Annotated in this window: 14 protein-coding genes; 9 read left to right on the top strand and 5 right to left on the bottom strand. The window is 64.3% G+C overall.

Features of this window, described 5'->3' with window-relative positions:
- Nucleotides 1–53: 53 nt before the first annotated feature.
- Nucleotides 54–1,481: an FAD-dependent oxidoreductase gene (locus tag HYG77_RS18520; RefSeq protein ID WP_208960171.1), complete on the bottom strand. Its 1,428-nt coding sequence runs from the start codon at nt 1,479–1,481 to the stop codon at nt 54–56.
- Nucleotides 1,482–1,577: 96 nt separating this feature from the next.
- Between HYG77_RS18520 and HYG77_RS18515 the strand changes: the two genes are divergently transcribed.
- From HYG77_RS18515 to HYG77_RS18485, 7 genes are all read left to right on the top strand, one after another.
- Nucleotides 1,578–2,144 (top strand): TetR family transcriptional regulator, encoded by a 567-nt coding sequence (locus tag HYG77_RS18515; RefSeq protein WP_109334075.1) that lies wholly within the window; start codon nt 1,578–1,580, stop codon nt 2,142–2,144.
- 63 nt (nt 2,145–2,207) lie between these two features.
- Entirely contained in the window at nt 2,208–3,617 is a 1,410-nt protein-coding gene (locus HYG77_RS18510) for an FAD-binding oxidoreductase (protein ID WP_208960170.1), read from the top strand.
- A gap of 223 nt (nt 3,618–3,840) precedes the next feature.
- A complete protein-coding gene (locus tag HYG77_RS18505; protein ID WP_208960169.1) occupies nt 3,841–4,821 on the top strand; it encodes a zinc-binding dehydrogenase in 981 nt (326 codons plus the stop codon).
- A 53-nt stretch (nt 4,822–4,874) separates the two neighbouring features.
- Nucleotides 4,875–5,405, top strand: a complete 531-nt coding sequence (locus HYG77_RS18500; protein WP_109334079.1) for a MarR family transcriptional regulator — start codon at nt 4,875–4,877, stop codon at nt 5,403–5,405.
- A gap of 208 nt (nt 5,406–5,613) precedes the next feature.
- Nucleotides 5,614–6,768 (top strand): acyl-CoA dehydrogenase, encoded by a 1,155-nt coding sequence (locus tag HYG77_RS18495; RefSeq protein WP_109335419.1) that lies wholly within the window; start codon nt 5,614–5,616, stop codon nt 6,766–6,768.
- 23 nt (nt 6,769–6,791) lie between these two features.
- The gene (locus HYG77_RS18490; protein ID WP_109334081.1) at nt 6,792–7,589 is read left to right on the top strand and encodes an SDR family oxidoreductase; all 798 of its coding nucleotides are present in this window, start codon (nt 6,792–6,794) and stop codon (nt 7,587–7,589) included.
- A gap of 257 nt (nt 7,590–7,846) precedes the next feature.
- Nucleotides 7,847–9,514 (top strand): AMP-binding protein, encoded by a 1,668-nt coding sequence (locus HYG77_RS18485; protein ID WP_109334083.1) that lies wholly within the window; start codon nt 7,847–7,849, stop codon nt 9,512–9,514.
- Nucleotides 9,515–9,569: 55 nt separating this feature from the next.
- Here HYG77_RS18485 and HYG77_RS18480 read toward each other — a convergent pair whose 3' ends face one another.
- The 4 genes from HYG77_RS18480 to HYG77_RS18465 form a co-directional block, all read right to left on the bottom strand.
- Nucleotides 9,570–10,685, bottom strand: a complete 1,116-nt coding sequence (locus HYG77_RS18480; protein ID WP_230989986.1) for a LuxR family transcriptional regulator — start codon at nt 10,683–10,685, stop codon at nt 9,570–9,572.
- Nucleotides 10,686–10,711: 26 nt separating this feature from the next.
- Nucleotides 10,712–11,863 carry a helix-turn-helix transcriptional regulator gene (locus tag HYG77_RS18475; RefSeq protein WP_230989987.1) on the bottom strand — a complete coding sequence of 384 codons (1,152 nt, stop codon included), beginning with the start codon at nt 11,861–11,863 and terminating at the stop codon, nt 10,712–10,714.
- 196 nt (nt 11,864–12,059) lie between these two features.
- Nucleotides 12,060–13,121 (bottom strand): extradiol ring-cleavage dioxygenase, encoded by a 1,062-nt coding sequence (locus HYG77_RS18470; RefSeq protein WP_109334087.1) that lies wholly within the window; start codon nt 13,119–13,121, stop codon nt 12,060–12,062.
- A 121-nt stretch (nt 13,122–13,242) separates the two neighbouring features.
- Nucleotides 13,243–14,049, bottom strand: coding sequence for an IclR family transcriptional regulator (locus HYG77_RS18465; RefSeq protein ID WP_230989988.1), 807 nt, complete (start codon nt 14,047–14,049; stop codon nt 13,243–13,245).
- Nucleotides 14,050–14,282: 233 nt separating this feature from the next.
- Between HYG77_RS18465 and HYG77_RS18460 the strand changes: the two genes are divergently transcribed.
- Together HYG77_RS18460 and HYG77_RS18455 are read left to right on the top strand one after the other, a co-directional pair.
- Nucleotides 14,283–15,347, top strand: a complete 1,065-nt coding sequence (locus tag HYG77_RS18460; RefSeq protein WP_208960168.1) for an amidohydrolase family protein — start codon at nt 14,283–14,285, stop codon at nt 15,345–15,347.
- Complete coding sequence (locus HYG77_RS18455) at nt 15,334–16,317, top strand: alpha/beta hydrolase (RefSeq protein ID WP_109334091.1); 984 nt, start codon at nt 15,334–15,336, stop codon at nt 16,315–16,317. The genes HYG77_RS18460 and HYG77_RS18455 overlap by 14 nt, the downstream gene beginning before the upstream one ends.
- Nucleotides 16,318–16,401 lie beyond the last annotated feature (84 nt).

Below are 16,401 nucleotides of genomic sequence, written 5' to 3'. Positions count from 1 at the left end.
TGTCTCGATCAATCGAAGGAATATGGGACAGTTGGACAGCAAACCTGGATAATTCAGGCTGTTACCGGCATGTGCCCGGTCCACCGCTTCAAGGCCACTCGCCACCCATCGGACGCACTGTCGCCCGCCCACGCGATGTACCCGTCGGGCCGCATGAGCAACGCGGGTCCGTCGCCGAGCCGGGTCACGGAGTGAACCCCGGAAGGCACAGGCACGTCCCGCTCGGCTATCAGGACGAAACCGCCGGAGCGCAGTACCTCGTACAACCTGCCGGCGGCAGTCGGAAGGTCCTCGGCCCGCCTGCCCACCAGTACGCTGTCGCCGGTTCGGTGCCCGTACCGGATCCCGATACCCGAAAACGTCTTAGCGACAGCACCACCGGTCGGCGGAAACCGCAGAAGAGTCGCGACCACCACGTTCCGGAGCTTCCGCAGCACCCACGGCCGTAGCGTCATCATTCGCATCGTGGTGCCGCTGGTCCGGAGAACCATCCTTCCTACCGGATGCCGTTCGGCGTGGTAGGTGTCGAGCACGGAGTCGTCCGCCCCGCCGAGCACCGCCGCGAGCTTCCATCCGAGGTTGGCGGCGTCCTGTATGCCGGTGTTCATCCCCTGCCCACCGGCAGGCGAGTGCACGTGCGCGGCGTCGCCGGCAAGAAACACCCGTCCCGTCCGGTACTGCGGGACCTGCCGTTCGTCGCTGTGGAACCGTGACTGCCATCGCACCGCACCGAGGCCGTAGTCCGTACCCATGGCGCTTTCGATGACGTCGCGCAATTCGGCCCGATCCACCGGAGCGCTGTCGTCCACCTGATGCCGCCGGTTCCAGGCGATCACGCGAAACAGGTTGTCGCCGTATGGGGCGAGGAAGGCGAATCCGTCGCGCACCGCGTTGACGGTCACGATGCTGTCGGGCGGATTCCGGAGTTCGACGTCGGCGAGCATGATCGAACGGAGCACTGCCTTTCCGGGAAACGGCTGACCGATCATCTGCCGCACCGCACTGTGTGCGCCGTCTGCGCCCACCGCGTACGCCGCGCGGAACGCGTGTTCCTCTCCCGACGTGTCCCGCCCGCGCACTGTGACAGCGTCGCCGTCCTGCTGCACCCCGGTCACGGTGATGCCGCGGATGATCTCGGCGCCCTGTTCACGGGCGTGCCGCTCGAGGAGGGAATCGACATTTCGCTGCGGGGTGATGAGTACGAACGGGAATCGTGACGGAAGGCCGGCGAGATTCAATTCCGCACCTCGCCACAGCTTCAACCCCGGAGACGGCGCGCCCGAGGCGACCAGCTCATCAGCGAGTCCACGGGCGTCGAGCAACTCGAGGGTGCGGGCATGAACACCGAATGCCCGACTGAGCGGTGATGGTGCGTCCCGCTTGTCCAGAACGGTGACCGATCTGCCTGCGGCTGCCAACTCCCCGGCAAGCATGCAGCCGGTGGGCCCTGCGCCGATCACCACGACGTCGGTGTTCTTCATGACGGTCCTCCGATCGAGCTCCGAGTCAACGCCTGTTGACTTCCACGGTAGGCGCCTTCGATCGCCAAGTCAACAACTGTTGACTACACTCGGGGAATGCCCGAAAGACGTACCCGCTCCGCTGTCGCCACCCGCGCCGCGATCCTCGATGCCGCCCGCGCCCGGTTCGGTGCCGAAGGCTACGACCGCACGACGATGCGGGCTGTCGCATCGGATGTCGGCGTCGATCCCGCCCTGGTGATTCGCTATTTCACCAACAAGGAATCGCTGTTCGCGGAGGCGGCCGAGTTCGAACTCCACCTTCCCGACCTCCACGACGTTCGGGCCGACTCGCTCGCCACCGTGCTGATGCCGCGATTCTTCGCCGTGTGGGAGAACGACGGCGCGTTTCTCCCGCTGCTACGGGCGGCGTCGACCAGCGCTCGGGCCGCCGAGACGATGCTCCAAGTGTTCGCCCGGCAGGTGGCACCGGCACTCGCGGCGGTCGCGGTGGATCGGGCGGCGGAGCGCGCGGCCCTGGTGGGATCGCAGATCCTCGGGCTTGCGTTCGCGCGCTACATTCTTCGCGTTCCACCGCTGGCGGAGATGACACATGAGCAGTTGGTGCGGTGGGTCGGGCCAGTCCTCGAGCACTACCTGACCGCCCCGCATCTGCGAGACTGAGGACGAATGAGGGTCCCGCGGACGCAGCGACAGGCGGGCCACGCAACCGACTTGGAGGCGCTCGTGAGGTCACCGTCCGCGGAATGTGTCCAGCAGCTGAAGGCGACTGTGCCCGATCGGGTGCATCTCCCGGATTCGCCCTCCTACCGAAATGCGCTCGGGAGAGTCTTCTTTCCCGACGCGGCGAGACGGCGTCCAGCCTGTGTGGTGCAGCCGGTTTCCGCTGCGGAGGTCGCGACGGTCATGGCCATCGCGCACCGAACGGGTGGTGCGATCACCGTGCGGGGCGGCGGCCTCAGTTCCAACTGCGTGGCCGACAGTGCCGTCATGCTCGACCTCTCCGCACACCTTCATACCGCCCGCCTCGAGGGTGATCGCGTCGTGGTCGAGGGCGGCGCCACCATGGGAACGATGCTGGACGCCCTCGCGCCCGCCCACCGTGTGGTGCCGGTCGGCATCGTCCAGCACGCCGGCTTCGGGCTCGCCACTCGCGGTGGCTTCGGCTACCTCACCCGCAGCCTGGGCCTGACGCTCGATCATCTCGTCCAGGTCGAACTCGTTCTCCCCTCCGGTGAGATTCTTCAGCTGTCCGAGGCCAGTACCGGCGACGAGGCCGATCTGTGGTGGGCGGTGCAAGGATGTGCGCCCTGCTTCGGCGTCGTCACCTCAGCGGTGTTGCGCACCCACCGGGCCGGCCCGGTATGGGTCGACCGGATGATGCTCGGACTCGACGCCCTCGCCACCTATTTCCGTGTAGCACCGGAGCTTCCGCGCGACACGACCATGGGCGCCGTCCTCGGCTACAGCGACGACTCACCCGATGAGCCGGTCTTGTTCGTCTACACCGCCTGCGCGAGCCGGGACGAGGCCGCCATCGCCCGCGCCCGCACCTCGGCGTCCGGCGTGGCCGCGGCGTCGAAGAACGTGCTCTACCGCTCCGAGATGTCCGGTCGATACCTCGACGGTTTACCCGAGTTCACCCCGCCCGGCCGCGGCGGGCAAGAACCCGAACCGATCCGTCTGCCGGTACCGGGCGAGCCGCGCGGATCCTTCTTCGGTAAAGCGGTTTTCACCGGTCCGACCCTCGATTCCGACATCGCCGAGGCGCTGGCCGCTCAGATCCACGGTGCTCCGACCCGTCAGTGCCGTATCGACTTCCAACACAGCGGCGGTGCCCTCGCCGACGTGGACGACACCGACACCGCGTTCTGGGGCCGCACCGGCGAATGGAACGTTCCCCTCAACGCGATTTGGTTCGACCCCTACGACGGCGCCGCCTGCCTGGCGTGGGCGGGCGGTGCGCTCGACGCCCTCGCTCCGCACACGATCGGCGTCTACAGCGTGGAAGTGCGGCCGGGGTTCCCCGAGACCGGCGTCGAGATCAGCGCGGCCTACGGAGGAAACCTCCGGCGGCTCCGGTCGTTACGACAAACCCACGACGCGCGTGGAGTGCTCGCGCACTATCCGCTCTGAGCTCTGGAAGTGCCACGGAGGCTCTGAAAGTGCTACGAGCGGGAGGACCTGCCGGATGCATCAACCGCAGTCATCGACGGCGGCCACCCCGGCGAAACGTGCTGCGAGGAAGTCGATCGCGCCTTGGGCACCGGTGATCAACCACGGCAAGACAGACGAGCCACCCCGCTATGCGCATGGAAAACATGCTACCGTGCGAATGGTACGACCGAAAGGACTTTCAGTGGATGCCGTGGTACTACGCGAATTCGGGGAGCCCGACGTCCTGCGGCTGGAGTCGGTCCCAGATCCGGCCCCGGGCCCGGGCTGGGTCACCGTCCGCCTGAAGGCGGCGGCACTCAACTGGCACGACGTGCTCGTCCGCCAGGGCAAGTATTCGTCACCCCTGCCGCACGTACTCGGCGCCGACGGCGCAGGCGTGCGCACCGACACGGGCGAAGAGGTTCTCGTCCTCCCGTCGCTGTGGTGGGGCGATCGCGAGGCCGCACCGAGCGCACAGTGGGAGATACTCGGCGATTACCAGCGAGGCACGTACGCCGAGTCGGTACGAGTTCCCGAAAATTGCGTCGCCCCCAAACCACGTGGCCTCAGCTGGGAACAGGCCGCTGCGCTACCTCTGGTCGGACTCACCACCTATCGCGCCCTGTTCACGCGCGGGCGTCTGCGGGCCGGTGAGAACCTCCTGGTTCTGGGTGCCGGCGGCGGCGTCGCGACCATGGCCGTCATGCTGGCGTCGGCCGTCGGCGCGAACGTGACCGTCACATCGTCGTCAGCCGACAAGATCGCGCAGGCGCAGGAACTCGGTGCGGCCAACGGTGTGCTGTACACCGACTCGGAATGGCCGGCGGCGGCTCGCACGCTCACTCCGGACGGGCAGGGTTTCGACCTCGTCCTGGACTCGGTGGGGACTTGGGAACCGTCCATCGCAGCACTGCGACCAGGTGGCCGGTTGGTCGTGCTGGGCGCGTCGCGGAGCGAGCACGCCACCCTCGACGTCCGTCCCTTTTACTTCGGCCAGTACGAACTGATCGGAACCACGATGGGCAGCCCCCGGGACTTCACGGGGCTGTTGACCCTGCTGGACACCGAAACCGTTCCGCCCGTACCTATCAGCGCGGCGTTTCCGCTCGCCGAAGCGGCCGCGGCACACAAGTATCTCGAACAGGGAGGCGGGTTCGGAAAGGTCGTCCTCACGCACTGCTGACCGCCGTTTACTATCTACCTCGACGCGGTTCGCTGACGACGAGAGGACGCCCAGTGGCGAGTGAACTCCCGATGTCGGCCGACGATCATCGACACGACGTGGTCGACTGGATGCGAGCCGAATGGTCCGAGCGGCGGGATTCGGCCGACCTGGAGTTCGGAACCACGATGGCGCTGCTCCGTGCCCATCAGTGGGTCGTGCGTGCCATGGACCAGGAACTGCGATCACTTCGCTTGTCCCGCAACGCCTATCTCATTCTGATGTCGTTGCAGCTGTCAGAGCAGCGGACCCGTACGCTCGGCAAGTTGAGCAAGTACCTCATGGTCCACCCCACCACCGTGTCGATGGCGGTCGACCAGCTCGTGAAAGCGGGCTTCGTCGAACGTCAGGCCCACGCGACGGACCGCCGCACCGTTCTCGCAACCCTCACACCCGCCGGCCTCGAGGTGGTCGAGGACGCGAATGATCGCCTTGCCGCGGTGCACTTCGGTCTTGCGTCGGTCGACACCGAGACACTGGAAGCCTTGATCGAACAATTGCAAGAGGTACGTCGCGCCGTCGGCGACGTCGAGACCGGGCTCTGAGCTACCGGACACGCTCTCGCGCAGTACATCTACCCGGCACACCCCTAGCATCATCTGCCCGGAACACCCCTTGCACGGCGAGCTTTGACGCCCTACTATTCAAACCTAGAATAGTTTCCCGGGGCGAAGAGCAGCCGTGCGGCCTGCTGCACGACAGCGCTCCCTCGCCGTGATCATCAATCCGAGCCACGCACAGGAGCACACTCCGATGGTTTCATTTGCATTCACCGACGAACACGAAGAGTTCCGAAAGACGTTGACCTCGTTCAGCGACCGAGTCCTACTTCCCGGCTATCGCGACCGCGCCGCGTCGACGAACTTCCCCTTCGACATTCTGAAGAGACTCGGCGACCTCGGCTTGCTGGGCATTGGCCTGCCCGAAGAGTACGGCGGCACAGGAACCGAAGACCCTGTACTTCTCGGGATCGCCACCGAGACCCTCGCCTACGGTGACGTGAACATGGCGTCTGCACCCGTCCAGATCGGTTTGGTGGCCTCTCAACTGGCGCTGTGCCGGGACGAAATCCAGGAGCGATACCTCCCTCCCCTCATCAACGGTGAACAGACCATTGCCATCGCCTTGACCGAACCCGGGTCTGGCTCCGATGCAAGTGCGCTGACCACCACCGCGACGGCAGTCGAGGGCGGATGGCGCCTGAACGGCGAGAAGACGGCCATCTCCTGGGCGATGAACGCCACTGCCGCGCTTGTCTATGCACGCGAGCCGGGGTCCAGTCGTGCAAGGGGCGTCAGTTGCTTCGTCGTACCGCTCGATGCGGACGGCGTCAGCGTCAGCCACATGCCCGGCATGGGATGCCTTCCCCTGGGGTGGGGAAGCATTCATCTGTCGGACGTGTTCATTCCGGAGTCCCACCTCGTCGGCGAGCTCGGCAAGGGCTTTCACTCGGTCATGGATCACTTCGACTTCAGTCGAGCCGCCCTCGGACTGATGTGCCTCGGCGCAGCGAAACAGAGCCTGGAGGAAGCCGCCGCATACGCACAGCAGCGGGAGACGTTCGGGCAACCACTCTCCGAACACCAAGGACTTGCGTTTCAATTCGCCGAACACGCAACGTACCTCGAAGGTGCACGATGGATCTGCTACCGGGCACTGTGGCTCCGCGAGACCGCTCAACCGCACACGGCGCTGGCGTCGATGAGTAAGTGGTGGCCGCCCGTCGTAGCAAAGAACGCAATCGAGTTCGCCATGCGCGTACACGGAAACCTCGGGTACTCCACAGAATCGCCTCTGCAGCAGCGGTACCGGGATGTCACCGCATACCTCGTGGCGGACGGCACGGCCGAGATCCAGAAGCGCATCATCGCGAAGGACATCTTCGCCCGCGGCACAGTGTCCCTCTGACATCCCCTGAACGGAGTACACGAATGGGTACGCATGAAATCGCGCCACCGAAAGAACTGAAAGACAGTAGTGGTCTCATCGTGGGCGGCACCGCCGGGATCGGGCTCGCAACCGCCGTGGGCCTCGCCCAGGCCGGCGCACCCCGCATCATGATCGTCGGACGCAATCCGGAACGCGGACAGATCGCCGCCGAACGAATTTCGTCCGCCAACTCGTCGTGTGAAGTCACCTTCCTGTCAGCCGACGCAACCACCGTCGACGGTGCCGCGCACATCGCCTCCGAAGCCGAGCGGATTCTCGACGGCGTCGATATCCTCGTGTCCACGTCGGCCGCCGACACCCGGCCGGAACTGTGTGCGAACATTCCTACCGCCGACATCGCGCGTATCTTCAATCAACTCGCGTTGCCGTGCATGTATCTCGCGAGTGAAATCGTTCCGCACATGACGGTGCGGAAGGGTGGCGTCATCATAAACGTCGCATCGGACGCAGCCAAGACCGCGACACCGGGCGAGTCCGTCATCGGAGCGGCGAAGGCGGCGATCGTCATGTTCACTCGCACCCTCGCCATCGAGGCGAAGCGCAGCGGGATCCGGGTGAACGCCCTGACGCCGTCGCTGGTCGCGGGCACCGGGTCGACCGAACGCATCACCTCCGACGGATTCAGCGCCAGCCTGTTCGCCAAGGCAGCACAGCAGGCGCATCTGGGCGTCCCCGAATCCGAAGATCTGGCTGCGCTGGCTGTCTTCCTTGCTTCCCCCGCCGCACGCCGGCTGACCGGCCAGGCGATCAGCGTCAACGGGGGTATCTCCGCAGCCTGAGATCTGCCTCCGAATCGGGGGCGAAACTCCTCGTCTGGGTGACGCATGGGTGCCGTTCATGCGACCACGGGGTCACAGTTGCCCGCCACCACGCCTCCGACCATCGATCATCCTCCGGGGGCAATTTCCTCACTCGGAAGGATGAGAAGGCTTTCGATTTCCTCCCCTTACGGGCTTCCCTGACGGTAATATGGTTCGACCAAACCCCCCTGTCCTCCTCCTGTCGAGGAAAGGCACCTGAAAGCAAGGATCCGCACATGGATGTCATGGAAGACGCGGGAGCCGTTCTCCCCGAGGACCGCTACAGTGCGAGCACCCTCGAGACCTTCCGTTCGAACGGATACTGGCGCGACGAGAGCCTGGCCCAGCATGTGGATCGCTGGGCAACGATCGACCCAGACTTCGTCGCTGTCACCGACGGCTACGGATCACTCACACGGGGCGAGTTGCGGGCCCATGCGTACCGCCTCGCGTCCTCACTGAAGAAGCTAGGCGTCACGCGCGGGGACCGAGTGCAAGTCCAGCTGCCGAACTGGAACGAATTCGTCGTCATCTATGTGGCACTCGCCAGGATCGGCGCCGTACTCGTACCCACGATGCCGGTCTACCGGCATGACGAGGTCCGCTATGTACTGGAACACTCCGGTGCGAAAATCTCTTTCGTCACTGAGGAATTCCGGAACTTCCGGTACACCGACATGCTGGCCGAGGTCCGTCCCGACGTGCCGGGACTCGAGCACGTGGTCGTCGTGCGGGGGACTGCGGGGGCCGACGAAATCGCGTTCGATTCCTTGACCGCCGGCGACCACGTCCCCGGTGACGACGAACTCGGGCCGCCGCCGTCTGCGGATGCGGCCCACGCCATCATCTACACCTCAGGAACCGAGTCGCGGCCGAAGGGCTGCCAGCACACCTTCAACACGCTCTCCTTCACCGTCTACGGGTTGGGTGGGCAGGTCATGGGACTCAACCCCGACGACGTGATGTTCATGCCCTCCCCCGTGACACATGCGACCGGGCTCGCCGTGGGCGTGACGACACCATTGATTCTCGGAAGTGGGATCCACCTTCTCGACGTGTGGGAACCGGGTGAGGGCCTGCGGCGTATCGCGAAATTCAAGACGACGGTGAGCATGGCCGCGACACCGTTCCTCCAAATGGCTCTCGGGGCCATCGAGGCCGGTGCGGACCACGATGTCAGCTCGATGCGACTCTGGGTCAGCGCCGGCGCACCGATACCGGAAACGCTTCTGCAGGAATGGAAGAAGGCGCTGCCCGACTGCACGCTCCTCCCGGTGTACGGCAGCAGCGAAGGCCTTCTGGTGACGGCTGTCCGTGTCGACGATCCCGTCGAAAAGGTGCTTTCCTCCGACGGTCGGGCCTTCGATGGTGTTGCTCTCGAAATCCGCGACGAAGAGGGTGCTGTGGTTCCCGCGGGCGAGGAAGGCCAGATCTTCTACGGGGGACCGGGCATCTTCCTCGGATACTGGCGTGACCTCGAACGCACGGCCGCATCGGTCGACGACCGTGGGTTCCTCGCATCGGGTGACCTCGGCCGCGTCGACGAAGCCGGCTATCTCCGGGTCACGGGACGGATCAAGGACTTGATCATCCGCGGGGGCATGAACATTTCGGCACGGGAGGTGGAAGAACACCTCTTGGCGCATCCGCAGATCATCGCGGCAGCAGCTGTGTCGATGCCCGACGCCCGTCTCGGCGAGAAGGTGTGCGCCTTCATCGTCGTCAACGGACCCGCGCCGACCCTGCAGGAACTGGCTGAATTCCTACGGATCGAGCGTAAAGCCATGATGCAGAAGATTCCCGAGAAGCTGGTGGTCGTCGATCAACTCCCCACCACCGCGACCGGGAAGATCCAGAAGTTCATTCTTCGGAAGCAAGCGGCAGAACAGGTCGCCGACGCCTAGGTCCGGCCGAAGCAACAGCACCGCCCCCTTTGCCGAGGCAAAGGGGGCGGTGTGTTTACCGTTGACCCGTTATCGCGAGATAGCGGTAGATCGCCTCGGACCGGTTCATGGCACCCAGCTTGCGAAGTATCTTCTTGACGTGCGTCTTCACCGTGAAGATGCTGATGACCAGCTCGTTCGCTATCTCGGCGTTCGATGCGCCCCGGGCAAGAAACGCGAACACCTCGCGTTCACGCGTTGTCAGCGACTCCAGCGCAGCGGAATTCAGATCGTTGTGGGACGTACCGGGCAACGTCGAAGTCTGATCAGCCGAGGTTTCCTCGAGGAAACTGACATCAGCGTGTTCGAGAAGCTCAGCTTCGCGGGCTTCCTGTTGCAGGCGTTGGACAATCACATTCTTCTGTTCACCGAGGCGGTCGGCGAGCATCGCCCGTTCGAACAACGTTCCGAAACCGCGGGCATATGCCCCCAGCATGTCCCGGACCACAACGTTCACCGGATCCCCGGACGGTCGACTGCCGTGCACGAGCCCGATAACCCCGGTCGACACTGTGATCGGGGCAACCACATAGGACTCGGCAGCGAGCATCCGTACGACCTCGCCACTCGGCCGAACATCGCCATTCGGCCCGGCGAGTACCGCTGATCGGGTCTCGCACGCCCTGCTCTCGGCCGATTCGAAGCCGAGGGGCAACACCGAGGAACTCAGGACCTCGTCCGACCTCATCGAGCTGTTGAGCTCGAGGGCCGTCCACGTACCGTTGTGTACCTCGGACAGGAGTATTCGGTCGAGTTGCGCTGCAGTCGCGGCCTCCGAGCAGATTCGCTTGCGAAGACCGGCGACGGACTCCGAGCACCGTAACCGCCGGATCGCGCTGGCAAACTCGGCGGGTTGCACGACGTGCCCCGGACCTCCGCGCACCGTGCGAATCCGCATACGCGTCTTCTGCAGGTCGACGATGAGGCGACCGAGCGCTCGTTGCTGCTGGGAGCCTAGTTCGGGGAACTTCGCAAGTGCAGATTCTGTGGCCTCGTCGAGGAGCGCCATCTGGGTGCCGAGCGAGACAACACGAATTTCGTGGGATCCGGGACCAACGCCGTAGTCGTCGCGCAGCCGGTCGAGGAGAATGATGACTGCATGCGACAACTCACGGTCGGTCGTGGAACGCACGGCAGCTCGCTCCTGCGCCTTCCCTGTCATCGCGCTCGTCGGGTTTGACTCGAGTAGAGGGCGGTCGCCGCGGCGCGCGTCGGTGCGTGCAGCTTCTTCAGCACGGTTTTCACATGCGATTTCACGGTGCCCTCGGAAATGACCAGTGCCTGCGCGATCTGGTTGTTGGTGGCCCCGGTGGCGAGGTGGGACAGGACCTCACGCTCCCGGACAGTCAGCACGCTGTTGATTTCGAGTATCCGGTTCCCTCCCGGGTCGTCGGTGGAACTGTCGGCGGTTGCCGCGGCCTGGTGCGAGAGAATTGCATCCGCCTTCGAGATCCGGTCCAGCATCGTCTGGGTTGCGTCGAACGACTCTTCCACTCGGGCGCGCTGCAGTTGGATTCGGTGCTTCAGCACCGCTTGCTCGTACACGATGGCCAAAATGGTTGTGAAGGCGTCCAACCGATCTCGGTCGTCCGGATCGAGACCACCTTCCGATTCCGGCCGATCGGCATGGAGCAGTCCGATGACCTTCCCCGAGGACATGACGGGCGCCGCGACGTACGCGGACGTCCGAGATCGGCTGATGATCTCTTTGTGCGTGCGGTCGTCGGCAGCCGGGGCGGCGACCAGCGCGGGAACTCGGCGTCGGACCAGCTCGGTTTCCAGAGGCGCATCAGCCAGGGACCACACTGAGGAGTCGACGTAGTCGGAGAAGTCGAGAGGTGATCCGTCGAGGTCGGGCTGCAGATAAAGACGGCGGGGCTGCCACAGAGAACCGGACACCGCTGAAATCAACGAGCGCGCGAAAGGTAGTTGTGTGCACACCACTTCCGGTGCCGCCTCGATGACCTGTTGCGGGGAGAGTCCCCGAAGCGTCACTGCAGCGTCGTGCACCTCACTCAGCTCCGCGATCCGGCGAATCTCTGTGGTCCTGGCGAGCTGCTCCTGAACACGTTCGATGTCGACGAGGACCCGGCATGCGTCTTCGATATCGGACTCGGCGAGCTGCCCCTCGGTGAGCGCTTCGGCAAGGCGACCTCGCGCCGCTGCAAGTGACTCCGGGAGTGTGGGAGTGCCGAAGTCGGAGTGGCCGTCGTGGTCGACCAGCAGCGTGCCGACAATAGCAATGCAGTCGACCGCTTGCTGCACGAGATCCGCTTGATCGGGATCGATTGACGTCGTCGTCCAGCTCACCTTCCGATACACCTCCGGCCGTTTGTGCACACCACACCTGTGATTGGCATCACTATCCTAGAGTAACCCGAAAGCTTTATTATCGTCCAATGGTATGACCAATCAGCTGCCCTATTCCTTCTGGAGCAGAGAACACCCGCGCGTTCCGCGGTTGGTTCCGTCGCCTCCTCGCCGACTGCGCCGGGATGCCGATCTGTTACGAGTACACGGCAAACGCCTTGTTAGAGTTGAACACATCGGTCACCACGAGGTCGGACCACTCCCGGCGCAAACCGAGCTCCTCGACCGCACCGAGCATGCAGAACCAGTTGAGGATCTCGTGCTGGCCGGCATCGACGACTTCTGCGCTGGTGTATCTGCGCATCATTGCGTAATCGTTGTCGAGCAGCGCCTTGTAAATGCGCATGTCAGCTTCGGTATCGGGACGCATATGCCACAACTTGTCCGCCAAGAAGGCGTGGGACCAGCTCGAGGAGGCGACGAATGCCACCTTGAGATCGCGGTCGCGGAAATGCTGCGCGACGGCTCGACCCACTTCGAAACAACGAGCAGGTGTGGGGCCCGAAGGATCAAGCTCCTCCGACTCGATGTCGGCGAATCTGGCCAATCCACCCTTACGCGCGATCGCGTGTTGGCCATAGCAATTGACGGTCATCGGAATGAAGGGGTATGACATCTCCGCGCCGGCGTTCTCGTAATCGAGGAACAATTGCGTGTTGAGGATCGCGTGTGGAAAGTGTGCACCGGCGCGCTTCTTGTACGAGTAGGCCATGTCGAAACCGCGCTCGATCAGGCCGCCGGTGAGTTGGCGGGCTGCCGATGCGTCACCACGCATGACTATCTCGAAATCGTCCGGTTTGCCCCAGAAGTTCGGGCTGCCTCTTTCGTTCATGACCTCGAACGCGGGCACCTCGAGGTCACCGTAGGCGAGCACACAGAAGGGTGGCACTACCTCCTCGCGGAAATTCTCGTATTGGTCGTCGCCCCACACCACGACGACATCGGGGGCGAACTCGTCGACCGCTTCACGCACCCGAGTCAGATTCGACACCAACTCCGCACGATGTGCCGCCGCGGCTGCCGTTCCACCGTCGTCGGACCACTCGGAGCGCATCCGGTCCGGCCAATGGGCCGGGTCCTTCTCCTCGACCGGGATGTCCGGGTCGGTGAGGGTCCATCGCAACAGGCCTGCCATGTGCTCGTCGGTTCCCGCCAGCAGCGGGTAGTGGGTCATGCCGAGAGCGAGGAAGTCTCCCATTTGGCCGTCCTTTCTGGGGTGGCGCCTCGGGCGCCGTCACACGCGCCGGGCGGATCGCTCCCTCATCGTGTGACGTGCCGGTGACGCACGCACGGCAAGTTCCAGTGCCCGGAACGCGGCGTCAGTCGTCGAACGGAAAGAGGTCTGCTCGGCCCTGGGAGAGCATCTGGGTGGTGTCGCGGCTGATGCGGTGGGCGGTCAGTTTGACCGCGTTGATCACCGACTCGGAGACCTGCTTCGACGAGTCGAACTGAACGGCGATCGCCCCCATCGGCCGGCCCTTGATCAGGACGGGCGCCGCAATGTTGCCCAGGCCGAGAACCACACCATCCTTCTGGACAGCTGCTCCCGCCACCCGTATGCGCTTCAATTCGTCCTGAATCTGCATCGGATCCGTCACGGACTTGGGCGTCAGACCGACGAGAGTGCCCGCAAGCAGTTCGGTGAGCTCGTCCTCGGGGATATAGGCCATCATTGCCCGACCCATCGCGGACAGGTGCGCGGGGATCCGCGTACCCACCTCACCTATTGGCCGGGCGTGATCCACGGCGAAGAGCGCCTGCAGCACGACGACCTCGTTGCCCCTGAGGACGCCGAAGTGCACCGATTCCTTCGACCACGCCTGCAACTGGGCCAGGTGCGGCAACGCGACCTCGCGCATTCCGTCCACCGGCATGGACGAAACCAGCTGCAACAGACGGATACCGAGTCGGTAACCCGCACCGTGTTCCTCGATCACATCCAGCTCGCCCAACCGCTGCAGCAACCTGTGTACCGTCGACTTGGGTAAGCCGGTCTTACGGCTGATCTGTGTCAGGGTCAGCACCCGATCTCGCTCGTTGAACGCCCCGATGACCAAGAACGCCTTCGCCAGAATGGAGGGAGGCGCACTCTGCGCGCCACCGACCTCGTTTTTGTCATCTGCCATGTGCATCATCCGGGCCTCCGCACTCTCCGCTCCGCCGACCCAGCGGGAAACCAACTGTAACGGCGGTCACAACGCGCATGTATTCAGGGTACGGGTTTCACCTACCGGTTCCAGCCCCTGGAACAGCCGCGGCGGCCACCGTGCGAGGGCCCCTAACGTTTCGCAGAACCGGCTTACCCACGACGTGGGCGTGCCGACGGAACTGAAACGGATGCGTGCGAAAGGAGAACCTCGTGGTTCCACCCGGCACCGTCGATGTGCATGCGCACTACTTCCCCCGTGACGCCCCTCCCGTCGAGGTCATCGCAGGTTTTCCGCGCGCACCTCGATTAGTGGTCGACTCTCCGACGGAGGGACGGTTGGTCCGCGGATCCGAAGACTTCCGCAGCGTCCGGCGCGCCCTCTGGGATGTGGAGGCGCGCCTGGCGGACATGGATCGCGCGGGCGTCGGGGTTCAGGCGATTTCTCCCGTGCCGGTCACATTGGAATACGGTGCTCCGGTAGCACCGTTTGCCGCCTACTGCCGATGGATGAACGAGTCCATCGCCCGTGCGGTCGACCCTGCTGACGGCAGGCTCGTCGGTATCGGAACCGCCCCCGTTGCATCACCCCGTCACTGTCTGCCCGAACTACGTCATCTGTCCGAAGTTCTGGGGCTTCGCGGCGTCGAGATCGGCACGCGGATCAACGGAATGGAGTTGGACGACCCGGCGCTGGGGTATTTCTTCGACGCCGTCGACAGCCTCGGTCTCGCGGTACTTGTGCACCCGGTCGACGGTGGTGGCGGCGCCGTGCGGCGCTCCGGGTTCACCTATGACTTCGGGCTCGGAATGCCCTCCGACACTGCGTTGGCGGCCACTGCCCTCGTCTTCGGCGGGGTTCTGGACAACCATCCAGGACTACGGGTGGCAACGGTTCACGGCTGCGGAACCTTCCCGTGGGCGTATCCAAGACTTCGCCTCGGAGCCCAGCTTGCCGCCACACACGACCCGGATGATCTGAATCGGACCGTATCGCGCCTCTACGCAGACACCCTCGTGTTCGATCCGGCGCACCTGCCGACTCTGGTACATCGCTTCGGTCCGAACAGGGTCCTTCTCGGCAGCGACCACCCGTTCATCCCGAACCAACCCGAAGAGGGAATTGCGGACTTGTCCTCCATGGCAGCATATTTACCGCCCGGTACCGTGCCGCGAATCCTCCGTGACAATGCACTCGAATTCCTCGGACTGTCATCCGATGCGCTCGTCACCGCTCACTTCTCACCGACAAAGGAAGACCACCATGGCACTCACTGATGAAAATCTCGTCGACGTTCCCGGAATGGCCAGCCGATGGGTACGCCTGGCGAACGGCGCCCGCGCGCATTACATGACTGCCGGCACCTCCGGCCCCGCGGTGATCCTGCTCCACGGCGGTTTACCCGGCTCGTCAGGTCTCGCGGGGTGGCGCTTCATGGCCCCCTATCTCGGCGACAACGGTTTTCGCGTCTACTGTCCCGACATGCCCGGCTTCGGACTGTCCGACACCCGGGAAGAATACTGGCCGGACGGCATGGAGTCGTTCGTCGACTTCATCGACCAGTTCGCCACCGCACTGTGCCTCGACGAGTTCCACCTCGCAGGAAACTCCATGGGCTGCATGAACACGGTCAACTACACGGTTGCACACCCGGACAAGGTCAAGAGCTTCATTCTGATCGCGGGAGATATCGGTGATGTGGTCCCGGAACACTTGACACCACCAGCGGGCGAATTCCGTCTCACGGCGTACGACGGCACACGTGAGGGCATGCGCACCATGATGGAAGCGATCATCCACCGCGGCGAGGCCATCAGTGAAGACCTGATCGACATGCGTTACCTCTCCGCGAGGGACCGGATGGATGCGCACGCGAAGTTCTGGCCCACGCTCCTGCAGTACCGTCGAATCACGGACTGGACGAACGAGAATCGCGCCGCCCGCCTCGTCACCAAGGGGCGCCTCGACCGGTTGAGCACGCCCGGGCTCTACCTCTACGGTCGTCAGGACATCCTCACACCGGTCGAGTGGGGGTACGTCCAGGAAGACTACTTGCCCAATGTCCAGTTCTTCTACCCCGACGAGTGTGGCCACCAGGGTCAGACCGACAGGCCCGACCTGTTCAACCCGGTCTTTCTGGAATTCTTCCGGGACGGTACGGTCTCCGGTGAGCTCGCCGACGCCGCTGGTGTCTCCGATCGCCGCCCCGAACTCCCACTGATCAACCGTTCCCTGGTTTCTGCCTGAATCTCCGGCGACAACCGTTGGCCGACTCCGGGGTCCACGATCCGGCGTCGGCCAATGGTTGTTCCGTCCGTGAACCGAGGAAGT

This window comes from Rhodococcus sp. ZPP, from assembly GCF_017656075.1.
GTDB lineage: Bacteria > Actinomycetota > Actinomycetes > Mycobacteriales > Mycobacteriaceae > Rhodococcus_F > Rhodococcus_F oxybenzonivorans.
Note: the sequence above shows the minus strand (reverse complement) of the source record. Positions and strands in the feature narration are given on the sequence as shown.